The organism is Streptomyces sp. NBC_00258 (genome assembly GCF_036182465.1).
Lineage (GTDB): Bacteria > Actinomycetota > Actinomycetes > Streptomycetales > Streptomycetaceae > Streptomyces.
In genome coordinates, this window is sequence record NZ_CP108081.1 from 5,962,757 (window position 1) to 5,987,176 (window position 24,420).

The window sequence follows — 24,420 nt, forward strand, 5'->3', positions numbered from 1 at the left end:
AGCGAGTCAGGCGCGGCCCCGCACGATCTGCAGCACGGGTTCCAGCGAGTCCACGATGTGTCCCGGAGCCGCGCCGGCCTTCAACAACTCCTCTGCCACGGCAGGGTCACGCGCGTAGCCGAGAAAGGACACACCCGCGCTGCGGGCGGCCTCGCAGTCCGACGGCGCGTCACCGATCATCAGCGTGGCGTCCGGTGCCGCTCCGAGTACGTTCAGAGCCCGGTTCAGCGTGTGTGGGTGCGGCTTGAGCAGTTCGAGATTCTTGCTACGGCCGTAGATGTAGGGGGCGAAGCACTCCAGCAGGCCCCGGCTCTCCAGATAGGACGTCACCGTGCGGGCCGAGTTGTTGGTCACTATGGCCATCCGCGCACCGACAGCCACCCAGGTCCGGATCAACGGATCCGCGAACTCGGTGGGCCAGGCGGTGGGCACCGCCTCCAACTCCTTCTGGGTGAGCCACTCTTCGAGCTCGGCAACGAGATCGCTCTTGGGGTGACGGCGGGCGACCGCGCTCAGCACACCGTGCGGGTCCGGGTGGTTCCGCTCCCTGTCGGTCAGCAGCCCGAGCAGCCCACGGTCCTTCAGCCACTTCACCTGGGCTCTCGCGATGTCCTCGGCCGAGTGACCCGCGAACAGGCGACAGATCGGTCCGTCGAAGTCGAAGAAGACGTAACGTGTCTCCGCGATCAGCCCCTGGAGGCTTTCGGTCATACCCGACGCCGACTCGGTCTGTCTCGTTTCAAAAGTCACTCAGAGAGTGTCAACTCCCTGGCGATCGTTTCCCAGAGGGCATCGAACCATTTCTGGGCCGCTCAGGGCACGACCGCTGCCGGTCGCGAGGCCGTACGCGGCTCTCAGGAGAGGCTCAGGTCCGTGGTGATGGTTTCCCAGAGGGCGTTGAACCACTTCTGGGACTGGTCCACGAATGCGGCGTCGCGCTGACCGGACCGCGTCTCGAAGAAGAAGAGGAGGGACTCGGACCCAAGCGCGTCGTACATGACCAGAGTCCGGCCATCGTGCTCCTCCTCCCGCTGCGTGAGCATGTAGTACCCCATCAGCACTTCTTCCCCGTTGAGCAGGTACAGCTTCACCGGCGGGGTGAACGGCAGCGCCCGGAAGGTCACGTTGACGTCGATGCCGTGGGACGAACGCAGCGCCCTGAGGTTGTGGCGCAGGACGTGAACCTGGGCGTTACGCATCTCCAGCCAGCGCTGGTGGACCGGATCCTCGGCACCCTGCGCGTCGACAGAGACGGGGAAGGCGAGGTTGATATCACGGGAGGGCAGCAGGATGCGGACGTCGATCGACTCCGGGCGGAGCTTGCCCTCATGGATCAGGCGAACCGATTCACCCAGAGCCAGCATCAGAGTCTCGGCGGTGTGGCACACGGCGTCCACCCGGACATGCGGCACGGCGAACGCGCCCGTGAGCCGAGGCGCCAAGCCCACCATCGTCGGCTGGGGCTCGTCCCGCGTAGGCGCCGCCTCGGCCACCCTCGGCGGGCTGCCCTTGCTGACGTTGCTGAGCCGGCCCTCGTCCTGGAGTGCCCGCAGGGCCTGGCGGATCGTGCCGCGCTCCACGCCGAACTCCTCGGCCAGCTCGGCCTGGGTCGGCAGGCGGTCGCCGGAGCGCAGGTCACCCGCGCGGATACGGTCCCGCAGGATGTCGGCGATCTCCTGCGGCGAGAGCTTTCTGCTGCCGTTCACTGCCACGTTCTCCTGGGTCACGACCAAACGCTACAACCCCACCCCACTTGCAGGGGGTTGCGGGCAAGTTGTCTGAGGTAGCTACCAACTAGGCGCAACTTGAGCCGACTTGGCTACCAACTTAGCAGAACCAGTGAAGGACCTACCTCCACTTGCACATCACCCGCGGAAGGTCACCTCACTCGGACCATCCTCAGAACCGACTCCAGCGACCTCACCACAACTTCCGCTCCCGCCGATCTCAGCTCCTTCTCCCTTTCGGCGTTACGCGCGTAGCCAAGAAAGGGAACGTCCGCCCCTTGGGCAGCATGGAAGTCCGTTGGAGTGTCGCCGATCATGAGGGCTTTATTTGGGGCGGCGCCCATGGCACCCAGAGCTTGGACAAGACGGTAAGGATGAGGCTTGAGGTGGTGAAGTTCCTTGGTGCGGCCGTAGATATTGGACGCGAAGCAGCCGACAAGGCAACGACCCTCCAGGTAACTGATCGCCGTCTGGGCCGAATTGTTGGTCGCTATGGCCAACCGCGCCCCGACCGCGCTCCAGGTCCGTATCAGCGGATCCGCATACTCGGTGGGCCAGGCGCTGGACACCGCACGGAGTTCCTCTTGGGTGAGCCGCTCCTCCAGTTCGGTCACCAGATCGCTGTTCGGGCGGCGCCGGTTCACGGCGGCGAGGAGGACCTGGGGGTCCGGGTGGACCTGCTCCTCCTCGGTCAGCAGCCCCCGCAAGCCCTGCCCCTCCAGCCAGGCGACCAGTTGGCGCGCCACCTTCTCCGCCGAGTAGCCCGCGAACAACCGACAGATCGGCCCGTCGAAGTCGAAGAGGACGAAGCGGGCGCGCTTGATCACTTCCTGGAGGTTCTCAGTCTCTGCTGCCACCGGACCAGTCTGCTTCGTATCTGGAGTCACTAGGAGAGTGTCAGGTCCGTAGTGATGGTTTCCCAGAGGGCGTTGAACCACTTCTGGGACTGCACGACGAAGGCGGCGTCGCGTTGGCCGGCCCTTTGCTCGAAGGAGAACAGTAGGGAGGTGGAGCCCAACGCGTCGTACATGTCGAGCATGCCGCTGTCGCCGGCCTCCTCCCGCCTCATGATCATGTAGTACGCGATCAGGGCCTCGACGCCGTTGAGCAGGTACAGCTTCACCGGCGGGGTGAACGGCAGCGCCCGGAAGGTCACGTTGACGTCGATGCCGTGGGACGAACGCAGCGCCTTGAGGTTGTGGCGCAGGACGTGGCCCTGGGCGTTGCGCATCTCCAGCCAGCGCTGGTGGACCGGGTCCTGGGCGCCCTGTGCGTCGACGGAGACGGGGAAGGCGAGGTTGATGTCACGGGAGGGCAGCAGGATGCGGACGTCGATCGACTCCGGGCGGAGCTTGCCCTCATGGATCAGGCGGACCGGCTCACCGAGGGCCAGCATCAGGGTCTCGGCGGTGAGGCACGCGGCGTCCACCCGGACATGCGGCACGGCGAACGCCTCGACCAACTGCGGTGCCAACCCCACCATCGTCGGCTGAGGCTCGTCCCGCGCGGGGGTCACGTCCGCGATACGCGGGGGGCTGCCCTTGCTGACGTTGCTGAGCCGGCCCTCGTCCTGGAGTGCCCGCAGGGCCTGGCGGATCGTGCCGCGCTCCACACCGAACTCCTCGGCCAGCTCGGCCTGGGTCGGCAGGCGGTCGCCGGAGCGCAGGTCACCCGCGCGGATACGGTCCCGCAGGATGTCGGCGATCTCCTGCGGCGAGAGCTTTCTGCTGCCGTTCACTGCCACGTTCTCCTGGGTCACGACCAAACGCTACAACTCCGCTCCATCTTAGGGGAGTTGTTTGAAAGTTGTTTTGAAGTAGGGACCAACTGGGGATATCTTAGTCAGAGTTGGCAACCAACTTAGCGAAGATGGCGGAAGGTTTGCCTCCTCTCGCAAGTAGTTGGCAGATGGGAAGGCTCCGCGCCTCTCCAGCATCGTCCCGCACCACCGCACCACTCCCGCACCACCCCCGCCCAGCCGTCGCACCACCCCGAAAGACCCGAAGGAGGATCCACCATGCCCGTCATCGCCTTCCTCTCCGCCGTCTTCGTCGTCACCTTCGAGCAGCTCGTCCAGTGGCGATACGGTCCCAGCGGTGTCGTGGGGCTGCTGCTGCTCACCATCGGCATCAAGGCGAAGAGCCCGACCTGCAGCTCGATCGGCGCCGTCGTCCTCGCCCTCATGGTCTCCGGGCCCGCCCTGTGACCCGTACGAACTGCGCGAACCGCACGAACCGCGAGGACGAAGAACCACCCGAAGATCCGGTACCCGTCCGTGGGAGACCTCAGCCCGTGAGCACAAGCTCCGAGCTGATGGTCTCCCACAGTGCGTTGAACCACAGATGGGACTGCTCGACGAAGGTCGTGTCCCGCAGGCCGTCGCCCTGTTCGAAGGGGAACAGCATGGACTGGGTCCCCTCCGCGTCGTACATCTCCAGGTACTCGTGGTCGATCTCCTCGCCGCGCCGCGTCAGCGTGTAGTACGCGAAGAGCGCCTCCACGCCGTTGAGCAGGTAGAGCTTCACGGGCGGGGTGAACGGCAGGGCGCGGAAGGTGATGTGTACGTCGATGCCGTGCGTGGCCCGTAACGCCAGCAGGTTGTGCTTGAGGACCTGGCCCTGTGCGTTGCGGTGGGCCAGCCAGCGGCGCTGCAGCCGGTCGTCGACCGTGTCGTCCACCGGCGCCGGGAAGGCGAGGTCGATGTCGCTGGACGGCAGGAGCACCCGGACGTCCACCCTGGCTGGTTTTATTCGCCCCTCGTGGATGAGACGCAACGGCTCACCCATCGCGAGAGTGAGCGAGACCGCCGTCAGGCACAGGGCGTCGATCTCCACGTGAGGGGCCGAGAAGGCGGCCGTGATCCGCGACGCGAGCGCCACCATGGTGGGCTGCGGCGGAGCTCCGGGCCCGGTCAGAGCCGGTCCCACGTCCTGGGCGACGGTCGCCGGGCTCCCTTTGGACACGTTGGACAGCAGGTGTTCCGACTGGAGGATGCGCAGCGCCTGGCGCACGGCGCCGCGCTCGACGCCGAACTCGTCGGCCAGCTGGGCCTGTGTGGGCATGCGCTGCCCGGGCCGCAGCTCACCGGACCTGATCCGGGTGCGCAGCTCGTCGGCCACCTCGCGGTGTGACCGCTGTGGCTGTTGCGACCTCTTCCGCCCATTGACGGCGACGTGTTCCGGGTCCACAACCAAACACTACAACTTCGCGCCATCTTTGGGCAGTTATTGAGAAGGTGGTTATGAGACGCATCCAAGAGGAGATAACTTCAGTGAAGTTGGTAACCAACTTGAGGAACATGGTCAAGCTTCCCAGGGGTTGGCCGCCAGAGTCGGAACTGTCGACCAGGTGGACGGTCCCAGCGGGGGGTCCGCCTCCCCGTCCCGAAGGAGGGACCGCATGCCGCTCATCGCCATCATCGTCGCCGCCCTCGCCATCGGTTTCGAGCAGTTGATCCAGGTGAAGTTCGGGGCGATGGGCGTCATCGCCTTCGTCGCCCTCGCCGTCGGTATCAAGGCCAAGAACTCCATGATCGGCGGCCTCGGGGCCGTCATCCTCGTGATGCTGCTCGCCCAGTCCGGCTGATCGGGCGCCACCGTCCGGCAGTCCGGCCGACCGGGCTCCCTTCCGGAGGGGAGCCGGGAGCCCGGTTGGTCCGCACCATCGCGGTTCGCTCCAAGATCCGCGGAACAACAACTGAACAGCTACGGATCACAACTGAACAGTCACACAGAACAACGGAGGAGAAGCCGCCGAAGCGGACCACCGACAGGGAACGGAGGCCAGACCCCGAAGGACGGAGTCACCAGGCAGCAGGACCAGTCAGGACCAGGAACAAAAGAATCAGAAGATGTCCGGGCACCACGGTCGCCTGGACGTTCGCAGCAGGGCGTCGGCCAAGAGGGCGGCGCCCGCTCGTTCTTCCCGCACCCGCCCCAGCGCCGCGAGCCGCACCGCCGACTCGTCCCCGAGCCACAGCGACCCCAACTCACCCACATCCAGTGTGAGTTCGGCGTCCTCCGTGGTCCGTGCACAACTTGCTCCCGCCTCCGAGGCGTCCAGCCGGTACCGGCCCCCGCACAGCCCTCCCCGGTCGACGACCTCCAGGACGAGCGTCCCCGTCGCCCCGTACGTACGCGCCTCCAGTGCCGCCACCACATCCAGGACCCGCACCCACAGCAGGTCGGCCTGCGTCAGGATGCGTGCCGCGCGCGGATCCGGCAGCAGATGCGGCAGCAGGTCGTCCGCCGCCCGCCACCCCGTCCTGACCTTCGTGACCCAGTCGACCGAGCACACGTACCGCCACAGGGCACGCTCCGCGGCCGGCGTGACCGCGATCATGTCCTTGACCTTCGCGGTCTCCAGCGGCTGCTTCACGTCCCCCCAGTGGTCGTCCACGGTGTACGTGAGCAGCCCCTCGACCTCTCCCTCCGCGTTGCGGTACACCGCGTGGAAGGGCTCGGTCCACGAGGCCGGGTCGAGCACCAGCGCGCCCGTACGGACCTGCCACCACCGCTCGTCGCGGTCGACCACGCCCGGCTGCACCCGCCTGAGCCGCTCGTGCAGCTCCGGGCCCGTCTTCCGTACGTCGTCGCCGTCCACGAGGTCGATACGGCCGCCGTCCTCCGGGCCCGACCAGCGGGGGTCGAGGCCCGCCCTCGGCACGTCGATCGTCCACTCGGCGGCCGTCGTGGCCGCACCGAATCCGTACCGGCCGTAGATCGGGTACTCCGCGGCGATCAGCGTCGCCACGGTGTCGCCCCGCTCCTTCGCCGCCGCCAGGTCCTTGGCCATCATCCGGGTGAGGATGCCTCGGCGGCGGTGGGTCGCTGTGACCGTCACGTTCGAGATCGCGTCGGCCGCCACCGGGGAGCCGCCCACGGCTGTGATCTGCTGCGGGAACGAGCGGAACGTGGCTACGCATCTGGTGCCGTCGAATGCGCCCAGTGTTCGGGCGGGCACGATGTAGGTGCTGCGGTCCTTGACGTCCGCGTCCGAGACGGTCGGGGGGAGCTGGAATCCCGTGTGCAGCGCGCGGGTCCAGTCCCGGATCTCGTCCTCGCGGATGGGGCGTATGTCGATGTCCTGGCGGGGGCTCATGTGGCCACGCTAGGCAGACGTGGTGGGGGGTGTCGCGCCGTTTTTCTCTCCCCCGGCCCCGCCCCTTCCCGAAACCGGGGGCTCCGCCCCCAGACCCCCGGGTGGGTGGGGGCTCAGGGCTGCGTACCGGTGCGGGCCGCCTTGGGTTGCCCGCGCAGTTCCCCGCGCCCCCAAAAAGACTGCGGGGCCAGCCACGACCAACCCCCCGACCAACCCCGCAGAGCGCGCCGTCGACGTCACATCAGCAAGTCGTCCACCTGCGCCTCGCCCTCGCGATAGCGGCGGGCGATCTCCGCGCTGCAGTCGTCCGCAGTCCGCTGCAGCTCCTGCCGGCGCCGGGAAACCTGCTGCTCGTACCGCACGAGCCGCCCCATCGCCGCGTTCAGCTCCAGGTCCGTACGCGCCTCCAGGTCGGACAGCTCGACCTCGGCGAGCATGTCCGAGGCCAGCCGCCGGAACTCCTCGCTGTGGGGCGTACCCACAGTCACGTGCCGCGCGGACGACCGCTGCCGCGCCGGCGCGTCCGTCAGGATCTCCGACAGCCGCTCGACGACGGACGCCGAAGCCGCGATCCGCGCCTCGCGCCCCCGCCGCGGGGCACCCCGCCGCCCCAACTCGGCGCGCAGGATGTCGATCCGCCCCTGCAACAGCCGCCGCACATAGCTCAGATCTGCCTCGTCCCGCTGCGCGTCCCTCCGCAGGGTGCGCAGTTCGGGCAGCCGCAGGACGCTCAGCTCGGGCTCCGACTCAGGCTCGGGCTCGGGCGCCGACTCAGGCATGGGGCTGTCCGTACGCTGGGTGGGCGGACGCGCCACGACCGGGCGCGCTGACGACGACGGCGAAGACTGCGGCAAGGCCGCCACAGGCGATGGCGGTGGCGATGACGGCGGCTCCCCCCGAATCAGCGATACGACCCCGGGTGACTGCCCCGTACTCGGTGTGCTCATGTGCCTCAACCGTCCCCTCGACCGGCGCGTGTGAGCATCGTGCCACCCCAAGTGGCCGCTATGTGACCGAGTGCCCCCGATCGGCCCCAGATGGGGGGTTAAGGATCAATAAGAAAGCCCCCGTACGGAGTCGGCGCCGAGGCCGGCACCAAGGCCCGTACCGACGTCAATCCGACGCACGGCATGATGGTCCTTATGCGTGCGGTGGTGCAGAGAGTGGACGGCGCGAGCGTCGTCGTCGAGGGTGAGACCGTCGGTGAGATCAGCGGCGAGGGCCTGTGCGTCCTGGTCGGGGTGACCCACGAGGACACCAAGGAGAAGGCGGCCCAACTGGCCCGCAAACTCTGGTCGGTCCGCATGCTGGCCGACGAGAAGTCGTGCTCGGACATCGACGCCCCGCTGCTCGTCATCAGCCAGTTCACGCTGTACGGAGACGCCCGCAAGGGCCGCCGCCCCACCTGGAACGCGGCCGCCCCCGGCGACGTCGCGGAGCCCCTCGTGGACGAGGTCGTGGCCCAGCTCCGCTCGCTGGGAGCGACGGTGGCGACGGGCCGCTTCGGCGCGCAGATGCGCGTCTCACTGACGAACGACGGCCCGTTCACCGTCCTGCTGGAGATGTAGCCGCCAGGCGGGCAACAGGGACTCCAAGATCCGGCCCGGCAGCCCCTGGCGGGGCCCTACGGCTCGACCACGACCTCCTGCGCCGCCGCCGTCGTATCGGCCACCAGACGCGCGTCCAGCGGTACGTTCCGCTTGACGAGTCCCAGGGCGATCGGGCCGAGCTCGTGATGCCGTACGGCCGTCGTCACGAAACCGATCTTGCGCCCGTCCGGCCCCTCGTCCGCGAGCCGCAGCTCCGCGCCGTGCGGCGGGAGATGGACCTCGCTGCCGTCCAGGTGCAGGAAGACGAGCCGGCGCGGGGGCTTGCCCAGGTTCTGGACGCGGGCGACGGTCTCCTGCCCGCGGTAGCAGCCCTTCTGCAGATGCACCGCGCTGCCGATCCAGCCCAGCTCGTGCGGGATGGTCCGGTGGTCGGTCTCGAAACCGATCCGCGGCTGGTGGTGCTCGACGCGCAGCGCCTCGTACGCGAGCAGCCCGACCGCCGGGCCGTGCCGGTCGACGTCGGCGGCGTACGACTCCAGGTCCGTACGCGGCAGGAACAGATCACGTCCGTACGGCGTCTCGCGGACGACGACGCCCTCGGGGACGTCGGCGATGGAGCCGGCGGGCAGGTGGACGACCGCGAACTCGGCCGTGCGGTCGGCGACTTCGACGCGGTAGAAGAACTTCATCGACTCCAGGTACGCGATCAGCGCGTCCTGGCTGTCGGGCTCCACGTGGGCCCAGGTGGTCGTCCCGTCGTCGACGAGATACAGCGCGTGCTCGATGTGACCGTGCGCGGAGAGGATCAGCGCCTCGGTGGCGCGGCCCGCCGGGAGGTCGCTGACGTGCTGGGTGAGCAGCAGGTGCAGCCAGGTGAGCCGGTCGTCGCCGGTGACGGTGACCACGCCGCGGTGCGAGAGGTCCACGAAACCGGTGCCGCCGGCGAAGGCACGCTGTTCTCGGAACAGGTCCCCGTAGTGGGCGGCGACACCTTCGTCCACACCCTCGGCGGGCACGGCACCGGGCAGGGACAACAGAGGGCTCTTCATATCCACACAGCCTACGACCGAGTGGGCGCGCTTTTTATTTCCGCCGGAGTGCCGCTCCCCACTTGCCGTAGGGGGCAGCTCCCCACTCGCGGTAGAGGCCGCTCCGCCGCCTACTCCGCCTTCGCGGCCTTCTCCGCCGCCCTCGCCGTGCAGTCCTCGCAGCGGCCGAAGATCGCGAAGTGCTTCATGTCGGTGGAGAAGCCGAAGGTCTCGCGGAGCTTGGCGGTGAAGTCGGCGGCGATCTCGACGTCCGCCTCGATGACGTTCGTGCAGTCGCGGCAGACCAGGTGGAGATGGTGGTGCCGGTCCGCGAGGTGGTACGTCGGCGCCCCGTGCCCGAGGTGCGCGTGCGAGACGAGCCCGAGCTCCTCCAGGAGCTCCAGGGTCCGGTAAACCGTGGAAATGTTGACCCCCGACGCGGTCTTCCTCACCTCGATGAGGATGTCGTCGGGGGTCGCGTGCTCCAGGGTGTCCACGGCTTCGAGCACAAGTTGCCGCTGCGGCGTCAGCCGGTAACCGCGCTGCCGCAGATCGCTCTTCCAGTCAGTGCCTTCGGTGCTTCCAGTGCTCACCACACCGAAAGTCTAGAACTACTTGTAGAACTACTTGAAGAAAGCGATCCCGTCGTCCGGCATGTCGTCCGGCAGGGCCTTGGCCCAGCGCTCGACGTCCTCCGGGCTGACGACCTTCTTGAGCTGGGCCGACATGTACGGGCGGAGCGAAACCTCGGGGGTCTGCTTCTCGCCGACCCACATGAGATCGCTCTTCACATAGCCGTACAGACGCTTGCCACCGCTGTACGGGCCCGAGGCGGCCGTACGCGCGACCGCGTCCGTGACCAGGTCGATCTGGGGCTTCTTGTCGGCCATCTCGCCGTACCAGATCTCGACGACGCCGTCGTCGCGGACCATGACGACCTCGACCTTGCGGTTCTGGTCGATCCGCCAGAAGCCGGACTCGGACTCCAGCGCGCGCACCTTGTTGCCCTCGGCGTCGAGGACCCAGGTGTGCGAGTGGTACTCCAGGAAGTCCCGCCCGTCGTGGGTGAAGCTGACTTCCTGGCCGAAGTTGCACTTCTCGTCGCCGGGGAAGTCGTGGACGCCCGCGCCGGTCCAGTTGCCGAGCAGGAAGGCAAGGGGGACGAGGTCCTTGTGCAGGTCGGACGGGATCTCGATCATGAGGTCGGCAGTTCCTTGATGGGGGTCAGCGCTGGCCCTGGTACAGCTTCTTCACGGCCAGCCCGGTGAAGGCGAGAACGCCGACACAGACCAGGACCAGCAGGGCTTCGAAGAAGTACTCAAGCACGGGGTGCTCCTCGGGGGTGACGCGGTGGTGGGCAGTACAGAGCCGCTCCCCACTCTAGTGGGGGTGGGGAGCGGCTCTCTCTCCGAGGTCCGCCGGTCAGCTCAGGAGCTGGCTCTGCAGGACCACGGTCTGCTGGAAGGGGACCGCCTCGGTGGTGCCCTTGCGGGACTGCACGATCAGGGCGACGGTGTCCCCCGCCCCCAGGTACGCATGCCGGACCTGCTCGGCGCCGTACGGCTTCGCCTCGTTGCCGAGGACGCGTACGACGCCGTCGACCTGGGAGGACGCCGGGAACTGCTCGTCGTCGGCGACCTCTTCGGTCCCGCGCAGGTGGTACCGCGGGTAGTCGAAGGCGGTGAGCTTGCCGGCGAGCAAGTCGTCCACAACGGCGGCCGTGGTGAACCGAAGCAGGTAGATCCGCGTACGCGTACCGTCTCGCATGGTCCAGCCGCGCGCGGCGATGTGCCGAAGGCCGTTGTCGGTCAGTAGATGCCCGATGGTCTCCCGGTCGCCCTTCGAGGCGTACTCCGCCAGGAAGGACTCCGGCGCGAGCCAGCCGTCCTCGCCGCGCAGCTCCGCCTCGGCCTTCGCGCCCTTCGGGGCGGGAAGCACGAGCTCACGCAGGTCGGCGTAGTGGGCACCGGCCTTGTTCGTCTCGGCGAAGGGGCCTGGGCTGCCGGAGGGCAGCGGTGGCCTGTGGATCTCCGGGTAGTCCCAGCGCCCGTCCGACGCAGTCGCGAGGCCGGGTACGTCGGTGCGCTCCATCCGTGTGACGCCGTACGCAGCCGCCACACCGACCGCCGCGAAGACCACGACGGCGGCGGTCCAGCGCAGGGCTGTGTGCAGCACACGATTGCTCCCTTTTGCCGGCGGCAGAGACGGGGGTGGGGGCGGGACAGCTGCGGATGACCCCTCGGGCAGGGAAGCCTGTGCGACCTGCTCGCCCTGCTCGCTCAAATCGGTCATACCGCCTCCCCCGGCTCGCCGATGCGGTCGAGCTGCTCGCGCAGGAGCACCGCGACCCCTTGGGTGTTCAGTGGCTTGATCCCGGACGCGGTGGCGCTGACCAGCACGTCGCCCTTGTAGGCAGAGCAGACCATCGTGTCGAGTTCCGTGTCGGCGTCCTTCGGCGGCAGGAAGCACTGGACGTTCTTGTGGCCCTCGATCTTCGGGCCCTTGCGGAAGACCTTCAGGGCGTTGAGGAACTCGCTCTGGAAGGTGGCGATGTCGCGCACGGCCCCCTTGTCCATCCGGGACAGCACGACGTCGACCGTGAAGACCTTGTTGGCATAACCGAGGGTGTCGGGCGGGCTGAGGTAGCTGCGCATCACCATGCCCTTGAGGTGCTCCTTGTCGATCTGTTTTTCCAACCGCAACCGCTGGGAGCGGGGCAGGTCGCGGATCGACTGTTTGCGCAGGTCGGTGGCCTGACGGCCGCTGAACTCGGCGTCGGAGCCGAACTCGTCGATGTCGGGACCACGGCCGTATCCGTCGGTGTCGGTGCCGTAGGGAACCAGCATGCCCGCGAGACCCGAGGGCGACTTCGTCTTCTTGTCGTCCTTCTCCGCCTTCGGGAAACGCCAAACGGGGGCGCCCGCGTCACGGTCGGCGTCGTTGACGGTCACGACGGTGAATCCAGTGCCGACGACGACGGCGACGAGGAGCGCGCCGCAACCGGCGACAGCGGCGACGCGGCCGCGTCGCACGGGCTCCTTCTCAGGCGCGGCTTCGACGATCTCGTCGTCCACCATCGCGAGCGGCAAGGATCCGTCTTCTGATCTGCCGGGGTTCTCGTTCACAGCCGCCCCATCTGCCGCTCGGCAAGATCCGTGATCGTCTCCTTGGGGATCGGTTTCGTGTCGGAGACCCAGACCTCCATGACGACGTCGCCGCGCCAGGCGTGCGCCTCGGCCGAGTAGACTGGGAGGCGGCCCTCGTTCCGCGCGGGCTCGGTGTGGACGTACGCCATGCCGTCACCCGTGCCCGGGATGGGCCAACTGCGCGTGGTGCTGTTCTCCTCGGTCCAGGAGCGCTGGCTCTCGGCACGGCTGCCCGCCGCGGTGTCCTCCTCCTGGCGGTACTGCACCAGACGGATCTCGATGCTGCGTGTACTGCCGACGCGCCAACTGGTGACGGCCGCCCGTCGGAACTCGTCACCGATGAGATTGCGGAAGGCGCTGGTGGGCCTCGTGAATCCGGACGCGTACTCGGCGAGCGACATCCAGCCGCCCTGGTCGCCGGTCGCGTAGACACCGTCCCGCGCGCCCTTCGGCCGCTCGATCAGCAGCTTGCGCAGGTCGCCGTCGGTCTTCACCTTGCGATCCTGTGCGGCCGACAAGGGATCGGGCCCCTCGCCCTTCGCCTGCGCGACGACCGGCTGCGAGAGCGATGGCAGCTCGGTGGGCTCGCGGTCGGCCTGGATCAGGTATCCGACGCAGGTGCCGGCGACCATCCCGAGCACGGCAGCCGTGGCGATGAGGAGCGTCGTACGTCCATGCCGGCGTACACGCGCCGCAGGCACCGGTTCCTCCACCGAACCCAGTAAACCCAGCGTTTCGGGCACTTCAGGTACTTCCAAGACGTCCCCCACAGAACGCGAAGCGCGGATTCCGTATCCGCGCGCACAGGAGACCCATGATCAACGCGTGAGGTTGCAAGGGAGTTGATTACGATTCGACCATGGCGAAGAAGCTCGTGATCAAGGTGACGGCGGGGGCGGACGCTCCCGAACGCTGCTCTCAGGCGTTCACGGTGGCGGCGGTCGCCGTGGCCAGCGGGGTGGACGTGTCGCTCTGGCTGACGGGCGAGTCCGCGTGGTTCGCACTGCCGGGCCGTGCCGCCGAGTTCGAACTGCCGCACGCGGCCCCGCTCCCCGACCTGCTCGACTCGATCCTGGCCGGCGGCCGGCTCACCCTCTGCACACAGTGCGCCGCCCGCCGGGACATCACGGAGAAGGACGTCATCGAGGGCGTACGCATCGCGGGCGCCCAGGTCTTCGTCCAGGAGGCCATGGGGGACGAGACCCAGGCGCTCGTCTACTGATACTGAGTACGTCCACAGAGTGCTGAGACGTGCTGAGACGTCTACTCCGGCGTCTGCACCCAGAGGCAGAAGGGGTGCCCGGAGGGGTCGAACAGCACGCGTACGTCGTCCTGCGGCTGGTGGGCCGCGAGCGTGGCGCCCTCGGCGACGGCACGCTCCGTCTCGCCCGCCAGGTCGTCGACCTCGATGTCGAGGTGCAGCATCATCTGCTGGTCGCCGGGTTTCCGGGTCGGCCAGACGGGCGGGACGTACTCGGCCTCGGTCTCGAAGGCGAGCGAGATGCCCTCGTCGCCGGGCGGCGGCCCGATGAGCACCCAGTGGGGCTCCTCACTGCGCACCTCGTATCCGAGCAGCCGCACGTAGAACCCGGCCAGCTCGTGCGCGTCGTGCGCGTCGAGGACAACGGTGGACACCTTCGCGGTCCGGGTGTTCGTGCTCCCGGTATTCGTGAGCGCCATGGCAGTTTTCTACTGGCGGCGCTTCTTGCCGTCCAGCTCGTCCCACCAGTCGTCGGACTTGGGATCGCCGGACGGGTCGTCCCACCAGCGGTCGTCGGGGCCGCGCCGATTCGCCGCCATCGCCGCGAGCGGGGGAATCACCATGGCCACGACGCACATCCCGACGGCCACGGGCACCGACCAGAGCCGCACGACTCCCCAGGCCAGCACGAACAGCCCGATGCACGTGCCCATCATGGCGAAATAGACGTGGCGCCTTCGTGCGTACATACATCCAGCGTAGATCCGGGCCGGCGCAAAGGCTCACCCCGCGAGGCAGGGACGACGCCACGACCCGGCGGACGGAGTCCGGCGCAGCGCCTCGAAGCCTGCGAAGCAGCGCGAGAGGCGCGTCAAGGAGGGGCCGTGACGCCTTCGTGCGTACATACATCCAGCGTAGATCCGGGCCCGCGCAAAGGCTCACCCCGCGAGGCAGGGACGACGCCACGACCCGGCGGACGGAGTCCGGCGCAGCGCCTCGAAGCCTGCGAAGCAGCGCGAGAGGCGCGTCAAGGAGGGGCCGTGACGCCTTCGTGCGTACATACATCCAGCGTAGATCCGGGCAGGCCCGGATGGTCTGTCCGCGGGCAAGCCGAAGGGCCGCACCCCATTACCGGAAAGCGTCCAACCCCCCGGGGGTGCGGCCCTTCGGCCGTTTATACGGTGTCCGCCGTCAGGTGGTTCAGACGGAGACGGGTTCAGACGGTGATGGCCACCTCGGCCAGACCGCCGGTCTGGGCGACCACCGTGCGGTCGGCCGTGCCGCCGGGAACGAGGGCGCGGACGGTCCAGGTGCCCTCGGCCGCGTAGAAGCGGAACTGTCCGGTCGCCGAGGTCGGGACCTCGGCGGTGAACTCGCCGGTCGAGTCCAGGAGGCGGACATAGCCCACCACCGGCTCACCGTCCTTGGTCACCTGACCCTGGATGGTGGTCTCACCGGGCTTGATCGTCGAGGCGTCCGGGCCGCCGGCCTTCGCTCCACACATGTTTCGTTTCCGTCCTTCAGTCCTTCAGGCCTTGGGTTCTTGGGTTACTTGTTGGCGCCGAGCTCGATCGGCACACCGACGAGGGAGCCGTACTCGGTCCACGAGCCGTCGTAGTTCTTGACGTTCTCGACACCGAGCAGCTCGTGCAGCACGAACCAGGTGAGCGCGGAACGCTCACCGATACGGCAGTACGCGATGGTGTCCTTCGCCAGGTCGACCTGCTCCTCGGCGTAGAGCTCCTTGAGCTCGTCGTCCGACTTGAAGGTGCCGTCGTCGTTGGCGTTCTTCGACCACGGGATGTTGCGCGCGGACGGGACGTGGCCCGGACGCTGCGACTGCTCCTGCGGAAGGTGGGCCGGCGCGAGCAGCTTGCCGCTGAACTCGTCGGGCGAACGCACGTCGACCAGGTTCTGCGAACCGATGGCCGCCACGACGTCGTCGCGGAAGGCGCGGATCGCGGTGTTCTGGGCCTTCGCCTTGTAGTCGGTCGCGGCGCGGGTGGGCACCTCGGCGACCAGGTCGCGGGAGTCGAGCTCCCACTTCTTGCGGCCGCCGTCGAGGAGCTTCACGTTCTCGTGGCCGTACAGCTTGAAGTACCAGTAGGCGTAGGACGCGAACCAGTTGTTGTTGCCGCCGTAGAGGACGACCAGCGTGTCGTTGCCGATGCCCTTCTCCGACAGGAGCTTCTCGAAGCCGGCCTGGTCGACGAAGTCACGGCGGACCGGGTCCTGGAGGTCCTTGGTCCAGTCGATCCGGATCGCGTTGCGGATGTGGTTCTTCTCGTACGCGGACGTGTCCTCGTCGACCTCGACGATGGCCACGCTGGGGTCGTCCAGGTGGTCCTGGACCCAGTCGGCGTCTACCAGGACGTCGCTGCGGCTCATGCTCGTTCTCCTCCGGGGCAGTTGCGGCGGGGCGTTGCGTCAGAAAGGGCTGCGGGTACGCGCTCGACGGTCATGGCTGCGATGGCGTACGCGGCGCAGGGGTGGCCCCGACGAGAGAGGTCGAAGGGCCCGGCTCGCGGAAGTACGGCGCTTCCGCTCAGAAAGTGCGACAGAGCATGGCGGCGACGCGGCACAGGTCTACTGCCCGCCGCTTCGTGAGATCCGCCTGTCGCTTCATGACGTCGATCGTAGGGACGGACGGGCGGGCATGTCACCGGTGTGTCGTATTCTGAGACGCGATCGTCCGGGATGTGGGATGAGGAGGGTGCTCGGCCCGTTTTCTCCCGGCTCCGGAAGGGTTGCGGCCGTCGTCACATCTCTCGCACATCTGCTGTGCGGACGGGGGTGTCTCGCCTTTCGGACGGCTGCTCGTACGAGCACTCGATCGAGTCGGGGGTTCGTCCAGGTGGGTGGCCGGATGCCCCTGACTCCCTACCCGACCAGGCTGACGTCCGAACCCTTCACCGTGATGTCGACGCCCTTCGGTGCCGCCTCGACCTTGTCGAGCTTGATGCCGCCGGGCAGGCCGTCGATCTGCTGCCGGAAGTCGGTGATCAGGCGGACCCGGTCCTCGGCGAGCTGGACGCCCAGGTTGGGGAGGGAGTCCGCCTGCACCTGGACGGTGTCGCCCTTGACGCTGACCGAGCTGAGCACGGAGACCGGGCGGGGGAGCTTGGTGCCGAGCACCGTGGCCTCCACCTCGACCTTGATCTTGCCGTTGCCGCCGTCGGAGAGGCCGACGACCTTGGCGGTGACTCCGTTCGCGACGTCCACGGGTTCGGCCTTCGCCGCCTTGAGGAGTTCGTCGTACGAGATCGTCGCCGTGCCGGTCGCCGAGGCGGCCTTCGCGGAGCTGTAGTCGCCGGAGAACGCGACGCCTCGCATCTGGGCGGTGAGGTCGTCGATACGGATCTTGTCCGGGGCGGTGCCGTTGGCGGTGCCCGTGCCGCCGGTGGCGCCGCTCGTGTCGGCGTCGTAGTTCTTGATGCCGACCTCGACCTCGTCCAGTTCGCCGCCGACGACCTGGGTGAGGAAGGGGAAGCCCTTGATCGAGACGCTGGGGGTGGTGGCCAGGCCCTCGTTGGTCTTCAGCCTGTCCGCTGCCTCGTCCTCGGCGAAGCCGACGGCGACGCGGTCGGCGATGATGAAGAGGCCGCCGAGGATGACGGTCACGATCAGAAGTATTCGCAGTGCTCGCATGGTTTACGTGTTCCCCCACCTTGGCGGTCTCCTGGCGCGAGAGTAACCCTGCCGGTGCCTCCGGCCGGGGGGACGGGGGGAGTTGTCGATCAGCTGTGACAGGGGTGACGCCGCGACCAGGGCTTTTCCTCGCCCCCGCCGCCCCTACCCGTCCCGTCCCTGGGGGCTCCGCCCCCAGACCCCCGCTGTCGGCCTGAACGGCCTCGTCCTCAAACGCCGGACGGGCTGGTAGTCAGCCCCTCCGGCGTTTGAGGAGCGGGGGTTCGGGGGCCAGCCCCCGAAAAGGGACGGGAATGGGTAGGGGCGGCGGGGGCGAGAAACGTCCTCGTCAGGCCAGCGCCCGGCCCAGTACGTAGATCGCCGGGGCCGCTACGGCCAGGGGGAGGGCCACGCCCGCGGTGAAGTGGACGAAGCGGGACGGGTAGTCGTAGCTGGCGACGCGGTGGCCGATGAGGGCGCAGACGGCGGCGCCCGCGCCGAGGAGCGCCCCCGACGACGCGCCGAGGTCGGTCAGCCCGCCCGTCACAGCCCCGGCTCCCGCCCCCGCCGCCAGTGCCACAGCCACCGAGACCACCGTCGGCAGAGGCAGCGCACGGGCCAGTACCGCCAACCCGACCGCCACCGCCCCCGCCGTCACCGCGTCGGGCTCAGCCGCCAGGTGCCCCGTCGCGACGATGGCCAGCGCCGCCGAGGCGACCGTGGCCATCAGCCCCTGCATCCGCTCGTCCGGCGACGCATGGCTGCGGAGCTGGAGGACCAGGGTCAGCAGGACCCAGACACCGAGCGTGCCGAGGATCGCGGCGGGCGCGTTGTCCCGCCCGGCCGCGAGCAGCGCGACGTCCGAGGTGAGCGCCCCCGCGAAGGCGAGCGCGATGCCCTGCCTGGCGGGCCACATCCCGTTCAGCCGGAACCAGCCCGCCGCGGTCACGGCCTGGAGGATCACGAGCGGTACGGCCAGTGCGTACTCCCCGACGGCCGCAGCCCCGGCGAGCAGCAGTCCGAGGACCGCCGTCAGCGCGGCCGGCTGCAGGCCGGGCTCGATGATCGGCGAACGCCCCTCCGCACGGGCCCGCTGGGCAGCGGTGAGGCGGGGGTTCCCGGTGACGGTGGGCGGACCGTACTCAGGCGCGGAGCCGGAGGCGGAAGCGGAAGCCGCGGCCGGCGCGGGAGCCGATGCGCCGGGCTCAGGCGGCCGGCTTCCGTAGCCCTGATGGCCCTGATGACCTTGGGGTCCCTGCGAGCCCGGGTAGCCCTGCGGCTGTCCCGCCTGGTTCCAACCCGTCTCCGCCGCCGGCATCGGCTGGCCCGTGACGCCGTACTGACCGCCCTGAGCGCCTTGAGCGCCGTACTGAGCCGCGTACTGCTGGGCCCCCGGCCCGTGCGGAGTCTGCTGCGGCAAGTACGCCGTGTCCGCGGCCGGTGCCGGTGCGGTGGGCGTGATCGGCGGCTGGACCTGGGTCTCCCAGGTCTGGCCCTCCCACTGCTGGGTGTACTGCTGCTGGTCGGGGTCGGCGTCGGCCTCGTACTGCTGCTGATGGCCGGGCCACCCGGACGGCGGCTGCTGTTGTTGTTGCTGCTGCTGGTAGGGGTCGTGGCCCTCGTACGGCCCGTTCCCGTTCCCCTCGTACGGCTGGTTGCTCATGGTCCCGTCACCCTCCTGCGAACGGCGGGAGCACTTCGACCGTGCCGCCCTCGGCCAGCCGTACCGTCTCATGTCCGCGGGTGCCCACGGGGTCACCGTCGATGAGGAACGAGCATCGCCGCAGGACGCGGACGAGTTCGCCGGGGTGTCGCTCGCGTGCCGCGTCGAGCGCGTCCGCGAGGGTCTCCGCCTCGTACGGCTCCTCGGCGACGCCCGCTGCGGCCTTGGCGGCGGCCCAGTAACGCACCGTGCCCTTTGCCATCTGAATCCTGATTCCTGATTCCTCGGTCGACGGTCGGCCGTCGGTCGGTGAATGGGTGACAAGCTGACAAGCACCGCCAAGGCTAGCCCGCGGGCGCTGCCGCCCCCGCCGCCCATTGCCCGATGCGGGCCAGCAGCGCGTCGTCCGCCGCGTTCTCCGCGTGACCCATTCCCGGCTCCAGCCACAGCTCGGCGTGGCCGTCGGAGGCGTCGGCCAGCATCCGGGGGTGGTCCACCGGGAAGTAGCCGTCCTGCTCACCGTGGACGATCAGCAACGGCGTGGGCGCGATCAGCGGGACCGACTCCACCGGGGAGGAGGGGACGGGGTCCCACTCGCGGTGGTGGATTCGGGTGCGCAGGCCGTAGCGGCCGACGGCACGGCCCGTCGGGCGCGTTACCAGCCAGTGCAGGCGGCGCATAGGGGCCGTGCCCCGGTAGTACCAGCGAGCGGGTGCGCTGACCGAAACCACCGCGTCCGTATGCGCTCCCGTGCGCCCCTCGTGCTCCTCGCCACCGGCCGAATTGATGGCCGCGTGCCGCAGGACGACCGACCCGCCCATCGAGAAACCGACCGTGGCCACCCGGGTGTGACCGAGCTCTCGTGCCCACTCCACCGCCGCCGCGAGATCGAGCACCTCGCGGTCGCCGACCGTCGAACGCCCGCCGGAGGCCCCATGGCCCCGGAACGAGAACGTGACGACGGCCCCGTACTGCGTGAAAGCGGTCGCCGCCCGCCGTACGTGCGGCCGCTCCAGGTCGCCCGTGAAGCCGTGCGCGACGACGATGGCGAGGTCACCGGAGACATCGCCCAGGACGTCGTCCGCGGTGTCGGACGTACCCCTTCCGGGGTCGTACGCGGCATCGATCGTGACCCCGTCGACCGTGCGCAGAGATCTGCGCCGAGGTGGCCGCAGGGTTGTCTCAAGGCGTGGACGAATCAAAGATCGCGTCACATGACCTGCCGGACCTAGGTTCATGTGGGCTATTCTGCTGGGCAGAGGACTCGGGCAGCGAAGCCCCCGGGTCCTTTTGCGCTTTCTGGAGCGTTGTATACGAACGCTGTATACGACTCCCAGGGGAAATATCGCGACAGGAAGTGCGATGTCAGAGCGCAATTGCGGCGCCCAGGGGCGCGGGAGCCGCGAGCAGTACGAAGCAGTGCCGCAAACGTCCTCGCAGGGACCGAGGAGGAACCAGACGTTATGGGCAAGCAAACCGTGCAAGACCGTGTGACGACCCAGGCAGGTGGGGCGCGATGAGTTCTCTGCTGCTCCTTACCAATGCTCTCCAGCCGTCGACGGAGGTGCTTCCCGCTCTCGGTCTGCTGCTGCACAACGTGCGCGTGGCTCCGGCGGAGGGCCCCGCTCTCGTCGACACCCCTGGTGCCGACGTCATCCTGATCGACGGGCGGCGCGACCTGCCACAGGTCCGCAGCCTCTGCCAGCTGCTGCGGTCCACCGGGCCCGGCTGTCCCCTCATCCTCGTCGTCACGGAGGGCGGTCTCGCGGCCGTCACCGCCGACTGGGGCATCGACGACGTCCTGCTCGACACCGCAGGTCCGGCGGAGGTCGAGGCACGGCTGCGGCTGGCCATGGGCCGCCAGCAGATCGTCAACGACGACTCCCCCATGGAGATCCGCAACGGCGACCTGTCGGTCGACGAGGCGACCTACTCCGCCAAGCTCAAGGGCCGGGTCCTCGACCTCACCTTCAAGGAGTTCGAGCTCCTGAAGTACCTGGCGCAGCACCCGGGCCGTGTCTTCACGCGCGCCCAGCTGCTCCAGGAGGTCTGGGGCTACGACTACTTCGGTGGCACGCGGACCGTCGACGTCCACGTACGACGGCTGCGGGCGAAGCTCGGACCCGAGCACGAGTCGCTGATCGGGACCGTCCGCAACGTCGGCTACCGCTTCGTCACCCCGGAGAAGGCGGACCGCGCTACGGACGGGGCGAAGGCCAAGGCGGCCCAGCCGGAGCCGGAGAGCAGCGGGAATACGGACGAGTCGGCACACCTCGACGCCACCGAGACCGCCGAGGTCACGGTGGAGGCACAGGAGCCCGTACGACCTGCACAGAGGTAGGTCCATCCGCGTAGACTCCGCGCGTGGCCAAGGTGACTCGGGATGACGTAGCACGGCTGGCAGGGACGTCGACTGCCGTCGTCAGTTACGTCATCAACAACGGACCCCGGCCGGTCGCCCCGGCCACGCGCGAGCGTGTCCTCGCCGCGATCAAGGAGCTGTCGTACCGCCCCGACCGGGTCGCCCAGGCCATGGCGTCGCGGCGGACCGACCTCATAGGCATGATCGTGCCGGACGCGCGCCAGCCCTTCTTCGGGGAGATGGCGCACGCGGTCGAGCAGGCCGCGGCCGAGCGCGGGAAAATGGTGCTGGTCGGCAACTCCGACTACGTGGCCGAGCGCGAGGTCCACTATCTGCGGGCCTTCCTCGGCATGCGGGTCTCCGGGCTGATCCTGGTCAGCCACGCGCTCAACAACCAGGCCGCCGCCGAGATCGAGGCGTGGGACGCCCGGGTGGTGCTCCTGCACGAGCGGCCCGAGCTGATCGACGACGTCGCGGTCGTCACGGACGACATAGGCGGCGCCCAGCTCGCCACCCGTCACCTCATCGAACACGGTTACGCGTACGTCGCCTGTCTCGGCGGCACCGCGGAGACCCCCTCCGTCGGCGACCCGGTCTCCGACCACGTCGAGGGCTGGCGCCGGGCGATGCAGGAGGCGGGGATCCCCACGGAGGGGCGGCTCTTCGAGGCCCCGTACAACCGTTACGACGCCTATCAGGTGGGGCTTCAGCTGCTGTCCGGTCCCGACCGTCCGCCGGCGATCTTCTGCTCCACCGACGACCAGGCGATCGGTGTCCTGCGTGCCGCGCGCGAGCTGCGCATCGACGTACCGGGCGAGCTGGCGGTGGCCGGCTTCGACGACGTCAAGGAAGCGGCGCTCACCGATCCGCCGCTGACCACGGTCGCCTCCGACCGCTCCGGGATGGCCCGTGCGGCGGTCGACCTCGTGCTCGACGACGGGCTGCGGGTCGCCGGCGCTCGGCGGGAGCGGTTGAAGTTGTTCCCGTCCCAGTTGGTCGTGCGGCGGTCTTGCGGGTGTGAGTAGCTCCGCCGGGTGGGTTGTTGGTTGGCTGCGGGTGCGTGGGGGCTGGTCGCGCAGTTCCCCGCGCCCCTAAAAAGCGGGCAGCTCCCGGCGCCCATGAAAGCAGGCAGCTCCCCGCGCCCCTGGAAAGCCGGCCCTCGCCGAGTAGCGAGGGCTGGTGCGTGTTCTCGGATCCCTAGAACAGCAAGTTGTACTGGTTGAAGCCCGTTCCCAGGCTGGTGCGGGGCGCGAAGAGGTCGGTGGACGCCTTGTTCGTGCCCTTGTAGAGCCAGAGCGTGCCGCCCGAGTCGCGGGTCATGATGTCGGCCACGCCGTCGCCCGTCACGTCGCCGTTGGAGACGTACGAGGTGAAGTTCCAGCCGGTGCGAGCCTTGATACGGGCCGACCAGGGGGTCTTCTCCTTGCCGGTGCCGCGGTAGAGCCAGAGGGTGCCGTCCGTGGAGCGGACGAGGAGGTCGGGCTTGCCGTCGCCCGAGAGATCGCCGTGGCCGAAGATCTTCACGTTCTTCCAGGAGCCGCTGACGACCTTGACCTTGCCGTAGAACTGGCCGTTGCCGCGTCCCGGGTAGAGGTAGACCGAGCCGTCGGCGTCCACCGCGAGCAGGTCCGGGCGGGCGTCGCCCGTCATGTCGCCGGGGATCGCGTACGACTTGTAACCGCCCCAGACCGAGCTGATCTGCATCCAGGTCCAGTCGCCGGCGGCGTGGTCCATGTAGCTGCGGTACAGCTTGCCGTCGGTCTTGTCGCGGACGATCAGGTCCTGGTAGAAGTCCCGGTCCAGGTCGGCCTGGAGGACCCAGGTGGCGGTCTGCCAGCCGTTGCCCTGATAGGCGCGCTGCGCGAGCGAGGTGCCGTTGCTGTTCTGCTGGAAGAGGCCACCCGAGGGCGTGCGGGCCAGCAGGTCGGCGCGGCCGTCGTACGACACGTCGGTGTCGTCGACGCGCGGCTGGGCCGCCCATGCGTAGGAGCTGACCTTGGTGAAGACCGGGTAGGCACCCTTGCCTGTGCAGCCCGCCACGCCCCAGGAGACGATGCCGACGATCTTGTTGCCGACGACCAGGGGGCCGCCGGAGTCGCCGTTGCAGGGGCTGTCGGTGCCCTCGTCGGCGCCGGTCGCGGGGGTGCCCGCGCAGGTCATCGATCCCTCGATGAACTCGTCGTCGCCGAGGACCGCCTGCATGGCGCTGTTGCAGGTCGCGTCGGCGACCAGCGGCAGGCTCGCCTTCTTCAGCTTCGTCGAGAGGGTGGCGTCCTCTGCGCCGGAGGTCAGGCCCCAGCCGTAGACGGTGGCCGCGGTGCCGGCCTTGTAGAGCGCGCTGTCGTCGGACGCGGCCAGCCGCAGCCACTGCTGTTCCAGCGGGCGGTCCAGGGTGAGCACCGCGATGTCGTTCTGGGCGGTGGCGTCGTTGTAGCGGGGGTGGGTCCACTGGCGGAAGACGCCCGCGGGGGTGCCGGTGGCGTAGTCGTCGAGGTCGGTGGTGCCGGCCAGGACGGCGCCGTTGCCCACCCAGTCGAGGCCCGCGACGCAGTGGGCGGCCGTGAGGACCTTGTTCGGGGCGACGAGGGTGCCGCCGCAGAAGTAGCCGTCGCCGGTGGCCGGGTCGGAGTAGCCGAGCTGGACCATCCACGGGGCACTGGCGATGGTGGTCTCACCGCCGCCGATGATGAACGGGGACTTGCTGGGCGAGGCGTCCGCGGGGGCCTCGCCGGTCGCCTTCGCCGCCGCGACGATCCGGTCGCGCAGCTCCTTTGCGGAGGCGGCCGGTTTCGCGGGCTGCGAGAGGTTCGCGTCGGGCAGACCCCCGGTGGGGTCGTCCGCCGCTGTCGCGGGCTGGGCCGCGAGGACGCCGGCGCAACTCAGCGCCAGCGCGAGAGCGGCCGCGGGGAACGCCGTGGCGGGGCGTCTCCAACGGTCGCGCAGGGCACGTATCACTCAGGGCTCCTGAGGTGGTGGTGTGTCGTGAACCCACCAAGATTGCGCCCCTCGTTTCTCG

At 69.0% G+C, this 24,420-nt stretch carries 29 protein-coding genes; 6 read left to right on the plus strand and 23 right to left on the minus strand.

The features are described 5' to 3' along the window. Positions 1 to 6: 6 nt before the first annotated feature. The 4 genes from OG718_RS26430 to OG718_RS26445 form a co-directional block, all read right to left on the minus strand. A complete protein-coding gene (locus OG718_RS26430; RefSeq protein ID WP_328845333.1) occupies positions 7 to 711 on the minus strand; it encodes an HAD family hydrolase in 705 nt (234 codons plus the stop codon). Positions 712 to 854: 143 nt separating this feature from the next. Then, positions 855 to 1,733, minus strand: coding sequence for a winged helix-turn-helix domain-containing protein (locus tag OG718_RS26435; protein WP_328845334.1), 879 nt, complete (start codon positions 1,731 to 1,733; stop codon positions 855 to 857). A gap of 146 nt (positions 1,734 to 1,879) precedes the next feature. Then, positions 1,880 to 2,665 carry an HAD family hydrolase gene (locus OG718_RS26440; protein ID WP_443055143.1) on the minus strand — a complete coding sequence of 262 codons (786 nt, stop codon included), beginning with the start codon at positions 2,663 to 2,665 and terminating at the stop codon, positions 1,880 to 1,882. Beyond that, positions 2,614 to 3,492: a winged helix-turn-helix domain-containing protein gene (locus OG718_RS26445; RefSeq protein WP_328845336.1), complete on the minus strand. Its 879-nt coding sequence runs from the start codon at positions 3,490 to 3,492 to the stop codon at positions 2,614 to 2,616. The genes OG718_RS26440 and OG718_RS26445 overlap by 52 nt, the downstream gene beginning before the upstream one ends. A gap of 252 nt (positions 3,493 to 3,744) precedes the next feature. Here OG718_RS26445 and OG718_RS26450 point away from each other — a divergent pair, with 252 nt between their 5' ends. After that, positions 3,745 to 3,933, plus strand: a complete 189-nt coding sequence (locus OG718_RS26450; protein WP_055618439.1) for a hypothetical protein — start codon at positions 3,745 to 3,747, stop codon at positions 3,931 to 3,933. 79 nt (positions 3,934 to 4,012) lie between these two features. Here the strand turns inward: OG718_RS26450 and OG718_RS26455 are convergent, their stop codons facing one another. After that, positions 4,013 to 4,921 (minus strand): winged helix-turn-helix domain-containing protein, encoded by a 909-nt coding sequence (locus tag OG718_RS26455; protein ID WP_328845337.1) that lies wholly within the window; start codon positions 4,919 to 4,921, stop codon positions 4,013 to 4,015. A 205-nt stretch (positions 4,922 to 5,126) separates the two neighbouring features. Here OG718_RS26455 and OG718_RS26460 point away from each other — a divergent pair, with 205 nt between their 5' ends. Then, the gene (locus OG718_RS26460; protein ID WP_055618441.1) at positions 5,127 to 5,312 is read left to right on the plus strand and encodes a hypothetical protein; all 186 of its coding nucleotides are present in this window, start codon (positions 5,127 to 5,129) and stop codon (positions 5,310 to 5,312) included. Positions 5,313 to 5,570: 258 nt separating this feature from the next. Here OG718_RS26460 and OG718_RS26465 read toward each other — a convergent pair whose 3' ends face one another. Both OG718_RS26465 and OG718_RS26470 read right to left on the minus strand, forming a co-directional pair. Beyond that, positions 5,571 to 6,827, minus strand: coding sequence for a GNAT family N-acetyltransferase (locus tag OG718_RS26465; protein ID WP_328845338.1), 1,257 nt, complete (start codon positions 6,825 to 6,827; stop codon positions 5,571 to 5,573). Positions 6,828 to 7,063: 236 nt separating this feature from the next. Further along, the gene (locus OG718_RS26470) at positions 7,064 to 7,774 is read right to left on the minus strand and encodes an RsiG family protein (RefSeq protein ID WP_328845339.1); all 711 of its coding nucleotides are present in this window, start codon (positions 7,772 to 7,774) and stop codon (positions 7,064 to 7,066) included. A gap of 195 nt (positions 7,775 to 7,969) precedes the next feature. Here OG718_RS26470 and dtd point away from each other — a divergent pair, with 195 nt between their 5' ends. Beyond that, positions 7,970 to 8,395, plus strand: a complete 426-nt coding sequence (dtd, locus tag OG718_RS26475; protein ID WP_328845340.1) for a D-aminoacyl-tRNA deacylase — start codon at positions 7,970 to 7,972, stop codon at positions 8,393 to 8,395. 56 nt (positions 8,396 to 8,451) lie between these two features. On the opposite strand, the gene ygfZ is transcribed toward dtd, so the two are convergent. The 6 genes from ygfZ to OG718_RS26505 all read right to left on the minus strand — a co-directional run bounded on the left by ygfZ (position 8,452) and on the right by OG718_RS26505 (position 13,252). Next, a complete protein-coding gene (ygfZ, locus tag OG718_RS26480) occupies positions 8,452 to 9,426 on the minus strand; it encodes a CAF17-like 4Fe-4S cluster assembly/insertion protein YgfZ (RefSeq protein ID WP_328845341.1) in 975 nt (324 codons plus the stop codon). Between the two features lie 110 nt (positions 9,427 to 9,536). Next, positions 9,537 to 10,001: a Fur family transcriptional regulator gene (locus tag OG718_RS26485; protein ID WP_328845342.1), complete on the minus strand. Its 465-nt coding sequence runs from the start codon at positions 9,999 to 10,001 to the stop codon at positions 9,537 to 9,539. A 27-nt stretch (positions 10,002 to 10,028) separates the two neighbouring features. Next, a complete protein-coding gene (locus tag OG718_RS26490) occupies positions 10,029 to 10,604 on the minus strand; it encodes an FABP family protein (protein ID WP_055617545.1) in 576 nt (191 codons plus the stop codon). Positions 10,605 to 10,827: 223 nt separating this feature from the next. Next, complete coding sequence (locus OG718_RS26495) at positions 10,828 to 11,580, minus strand: hypothetical protein (RefSeq protein ID WP_328845343.1); 753 nt, start codon at positions 11,578 to 11,580, stop codon at positions 10,828 to 10,830. Positions 11,581 to 11,693: 113 nt separating this feature from the next. Further along, positions 11,694 to 12,494, minus strand: coding sequence for a hypothetical protein (locus OG718_RS26500; RefSeq protein WP_328845344.1), 801 nt, complete (start codon positions 12,492 to 12,494; stop codon positions 11,694 to 11,696). 32 nt (positions 12,495 to 12,526) lie between these two features. After that, on the minus strand, positions 12,527 to 13,252 hold the full coding sequence (locus OG718_RS26505; protein ID WP_328845345.1) for a hypothetical protein: 726 nt from the start codon (positions 13,250 to 13,252) through the stop codon (positions 12,527 to 12,529). A gap of 158 nt (positions 13,253 to 13,410) precedes the next feature. On the opposite strand from OG718_RS26505, the gene OG718_RS26510 reads away from it, so the two are divergent. Beyond that, entirely contained in the window at positions 13,411 to 13,773 is a 363-nt protein-coding gene (locus OG718_RS26510; RefSeq protein ID WP_328845346.1) for a DsrE family protein, read from the plus strand. A 41-nt stretch (positions 13,774 to 13,814) separates the two neighbouring features. On the opposite strand, the gene OG718_RS26515 is transcribed toward OG718_RS26510, so the two are convergent. From OG718_RS26515 to OG718_RS26550, 9 genes are all read right to left on the minus strand, one after another. Continuing rightward, the gene (locus OG718_RS26515) at positions 13,815 to 14,231 is read right to left on the minus strand and encodes a VOC family protein (protein ID WP_328845347.1); all 417 of its coding nucleotides are present in this window, start codon (positions 14,229 to 14,231) and stop codon (positions 13,815 to 13,817) included. A gap of 9 nt (positions 14,232 to 14,240) precedes the next feature. Then, positions 14,241 to 14,501, minus strand: coding sequence for a DUF3099 domain-containing protein (locus OG718_RS26520; RefSeq protein WP_143639496.1), 261 nt, complete (start codon positions 14,499 to 14,501; stop codon positions 14,241 to 14,243). Between the two features lie 467 nt (positions 14,502 to 14,968). After that, on the minus strand, positions 14,969 to 15,256 hold the full coding sequence (locus OG718_RS26525) for a DUF1416 domain-containing protein (protein ID WP_055617549.1): 288 nt from the start codon (positions 15,254 to 15,256) through the stop codon (positions 14,969 to 14,971). A 44-nt stretch (positions 15,257 to 15,300) separates the two neighbouring features. Further along, the gene (locus OG718_RS26530) at positions 15,301 to 16,140 is read right to left on the minus strand and encodes a sulfurtransferase (RefSeq protein WP_143639494.1); all 840 of its coding nucleotides are present in this window, start codon (positions 16,138 to 16,140) and stop codon (positions 15,301 to 15,303) included. 157 nt (positions 16,141 to 16,297) lie between these two features. Further along, positions 16,298 to 16,378 carry a putative leader peptide gene (locus OG718_RS54450; protein WP_350310325.1) on the minus strand — a complete coding sequence of 27 codons (81 nt, stop codon included), beginning with the start codon at positions 16,376 to 16,378 and terminating at the stop codon, positions 16,298 to 16,300. 254 nt (positions 16,379 to 16,632) lie between these two features. Further along, complete coding sequence (locus OG718_RS26535) at positions 16,633 to 17,400, minus strand: LmeA family phospholipid-binding protein (RefSeq protein ID WP_143639493.1); 768 nt, start codon at positions 17,398 to 17,400, stop codon at positions 16,633 to 16,635. Between the two features lie 328 nt (positions 17,401 to 17,728). Beyond that, positions 17,729 to 19,042, minus strand: coding sequence for a hypothetical protein (locus OG718_RS26540; RefSeq protein WP_328845348.1), 1,314 nt, complete (start codon positions 19,040 to 19,042; stop codon positions 17,729 to 17,731). Positions 19,043 to 19,049: 7 nt separating this feature from the next. Then, positions 19,050 to 19,304 carry a MoaD/ThiS family protein gene (locus OG718_RS26545; protein WP_143639489.1) on the minus strand — a complete coding sequence of 85 codons (255 nt, stop codon included), beginning with the start codon at positions 19,302 to 19,304 and terminating at the stop codon, positions 19,050 to 19,052. An 82-nt stretch (positions 19,305 to 19,386) separates the two neighbouring features. After that, positions 19,387 to 20,280, minus strand: a complete 894-nt coding sequence (locus OG718_RS26550) for an alpha/beta hydrolase (protein WP_143639487.1) — start codon at positions 20,278 to 20,280, stop codon at positions 19,387 to 19,389. A 278-nt stretch (positions 20,281 to 20,558) separates the two neighbouring features. On the opposite strand from OG718_RS26550, the gene OG718_RS26555 reads away from it, so the two are divergent. Then, on the plus strand, positions 20,559 to 21,383 hold the full coding sequence (locus OG718_RS26555; RefSeq protein WP_143639485.1) for a response regulator transcription factor: 825 nt from the start codon (positions 20,559 to 20,561) through the stop codon (positions 21,381 to 21,383). A gap of 23 nt (positions 21,384 to 21,406) precedes the next feature. Then, positions 21,407 to 22,429, plus strand: coding sequence for a LacI family DNA-binding transcriptional regulator (locus OG718_RS26560; RefSeq protein WP_143639483.1), 1,023 nt, complete (start codon positions 21,407 to 21,409; stop codon positions 22,427 to 22,429). Between the two features lie 172 nt (positions 22,430 to 22,601). On the opposite strand, the gene OG718_RS26565 is transcribed toward OG718_RS26560, so the two are convergent. Next, complete coding sequence (locus OG718_RS26565; RefSeq protein ID WP_328845349.1) at positions 22,602 to 24,359, minus strand: trypsin-like serine protease; 1,758 nt, start codon at positions 24,357 to 24,359, stop codon at positions 22,602 to 22,604. Between the last annotated feature and the right edge of the window lie 61 nt (positions 24,360 to 24,420).

Excerpts from the sequence above, each read along its gene's own strand:
- OG718_RS26450 (WP_055618439.1), top strand. The coding sequence starts at position 3,745 with ATGCCCGTCATCGCCTTCCTCTCCGCCGTCTTCGTCGTCACCTTCGAG.
- OG718_RS26515 (WP_328845347.1), bottom strand. The coding sequence starts at position 14,231 with ATGGCGCTCACGAATACCGGGAGCACGAACACCCGGACCGCGAAGGTG.
- OG718_RS26520 (WP_143639496.1), bottom strand. The coding sequence starts at position 14,501 with ATGTACGCACGAAGGCGCCACGTCTATTTCGCCATGATGGGCACGTGC.
- dtd (WP_328845340.1), top strand. The coding sequence starts at position 7,970 with ATGCGTGCGGTGGTGCAGAGAGTGGACGGCGCGAGCGTCGTCGTCGAG.
- OG718_RS26555 (WP_143639485.1), top strand. The coding sequence starts at position 20,559 with ATGAGTTCTCTGCTGCTCCTTACCAATGCTCTCCAGCCGTCGACGGAG.
- OG718_RS26465 (WP_328845338.1), bottom strand. The coding sequence starts at position 6,827 with ATGAGCCCCCGCCAGGACATCGACATACGCCCCATCCGCGAGGACGAG.
- ygfZ (WP_328845341.1), bottom strand. The coding sequence starts at position 9,426 with ATGAAGAGCCCTCTGTTGTCCCTGCCCGGTGCCGTGCCCGCCGAGGGT.
- OG718_RS26530 (WP_143639494.1), bottom strand. The coding sequence starts at position 16,140 with ATGAGCCGCAGCGACGTCCTGGTAGACGCCGACTGGGTCCAGGACCAC.
- OG718_RS26460 (WP_055618441.1), top strand. The coding sequence starts at position 5,127 with ATGCCGCTCATCGCCATCATCGTCGCCGCCCTCGCCATCGGTTTCGAG.
- OG718_RS26545 (WP_143639489.1), bottom strand. The coding sequence starts at position 19,304 with ATGGCAAAGGGCACGGTGCGTTACTGGGCCGCCGCCAAGGCCGCAGCG.
- OG718_RS26535 (WP_143639493.1), bottom strand. The coding sequence starts at position 17,400 with ATGCGAGCACTGCGAATACTTCTGATCGTGACCGTCATCCTCGGCGGC.
- OG718_RS54450 (WP_350310325.1), bottom strand. The coding sequence starts at position 16,378 with ATGAAGCGACAGGCGGATCTCACGAAGCGGCGGGCAGTAGACCTGTGC.
- OG718_RS26550 (WP_143639487.1), bottom strand. The coding sequence starts at position 20,280 with ATGAACCTAGGTCCGGCAGGTCATGTGACGCGATCTTTGATTCGTCCA.
- OG718_RS26540 (WP_328845348.1), bottom strand. The coding sequence starts at position 19,042 with ATGAGCAACCAGCCGTACGAGGGGAACGGGAACGGGCCGTACGAGGGC.
- OG718_RS26525 (WP_055617549.1), bottom strand. The coding sequence starts at position 15,256 with ATGTGTGGAGCGAAGGCCGGCGGCCCGGACGCCTCGACGATCAAGCCC.
- OG718_RS26470 (WP_328845339.1), bottom strand. The coding sequence starts at position 7,774 with ATGAGCACACCGAGTACGGGGCAGTCACCCGGGGTCGTATCGCTGATT.
- OG718_RS26490 (WP_055617545.1), bottom strand. The coding sequence starts at position 10,604 with ATGATCGAGATCCCGTCCGACCTGCACAAGGACCTCGTCCCCCTTGCC.
- OG718_RS26510 (WP_328845346.1), top strand. The coding sequence starts at position 13,411 with ATGGCGAAGAAGCTCGTGATCAAGGTGACGGCGGGGGCGGACGCTCCC.
- OG718_RS26430 (WP_328845333.1), bottom strand. The coding sequence starts at position 711 with ATGACCGAAAGCCTCCAGGGGCTGATCGCGGAGACACGTTACGTCTTC.